1 protein-coding gene and 1 pseudogene are annotated in these 1,030 nt (G+C 65.5%); both read left to right on the plus strand.

Going from position 1 to position 1,030, the window contains the following annotated elements; translation table 11 throughout:
• Positions 1 to 131: pseudogene (locus EN914_RS39710) on the plus strand (ABC transporter); the annotation flags it as partial.
• Positions 131 to 1,006, plus strand: coding sequence for a zinc ABC transporter permease AztB (gene aztB, locus EN914_RS36380; protein WP_024505597.1), 876 nt, complete (start codon positions 131 to 133; stop codon positions 1,004 to 1,006). The pseudogene EN914_RS39710 and the gene aztB, both read left to right, overlap by 1 nt.
• Positions 1,007 to 1,030 lie beyond the last annotated feature (24 nt).

Consider the following 1,030-nt stretch of genomic DNA (forward strand, 5'->3'; position numbering starts at 1 on the left):
GCGCCCGCCGTTTTCACGAGGCCTGGGAAGAAAATGCACCCTGGTGCGAGCCGGGCGAGGACGCTCATGGTCACGATCACCATGGCCACGATCACGATCACCAACATGGCGTCGGACCGAAGGCTGCCTGATGGACACATTTTACGGCCTTGTCATCGCGCCCTTCGCCGATTTCGCCTTCATGCAGCGGGCGTTGATCGGTTCGCTGATGCTGTCGCTCGGCGCCTGCCCGATCGGCGTCTTCCTTATGCTGCGGCGCATGAGCCTGTCGGGCGACGCCATGGCGCATGCCATCCTGCCCGGTGCGGCCGCCGGCTTCCTGTTTTATGGGCTGGAGATCCTGCCGATGACCATCGGCGGCCTGATCGCCGGCGTCATCGTCGCGCTCGGCGCCGGCGCCGTCTCGCGCTTCACCATCCAGCGCGAAGACGCCTCGATGGCGGCTTTCTACCTTATTTCGCTCGCCATCGGCGTGCTGATGGTGTCGATCCGCGGTTCCAGCGTCGATCTCATGCATGTGCTGTTCGGCACCGTGTTGGCGCTCAATGACGAGGCCCTGACGCTGATCGGCGGCATCGTCGCGGTGACGCTGGTCAGCCTCGCCATCTTCTGGCGGGCGCTGGTCGCCGAATGCCTCGACCCGCTGTTCCTGCGCTCGGTCAGCCGGCTCGGCAGCCCGGTGCATTTCATCTTCCTCGGCCTTGTCGTACTCAACCTCGTCGGCGGCTTCCAGGCGCTCGGCACGCTTCTATCGGTTGGGCTGATGATGCTGCCGGCCGCGGCCGCCCGCTTCTGGACGGTTCGCGTCGAGCCGATGTGCGTGCTGGCCGTACTGATCGGCTTCGCATCCTGCGTCGCCGGGCTGCTTTTGTCCTATCACGCCTCGCTGCCATCCGGCCCGGCCATCATCCTGTCGGCCGGCGTCGTCTATTTCGCCTCGATCCTGTTTGGCACGCGCGGCATCCTGCGCGCACGCATCATCCATCACCGTCACAGAACGGCCTGATCCCCGCCCCTAGAAGGAGACCCC

Source organism: Mesorhizobium sp. M7A.F.Ca.CA.001.08.2.1 (assembly GCF_003998455.1).
GTDB classification, from domain to species: domain Bacteria; phylum Pseudomonadota; class Alphaproteobacteria; order Rhizobiales; family Rhizobiaceae; genus Mesorhizobium; species Mesorhizobium ciceri.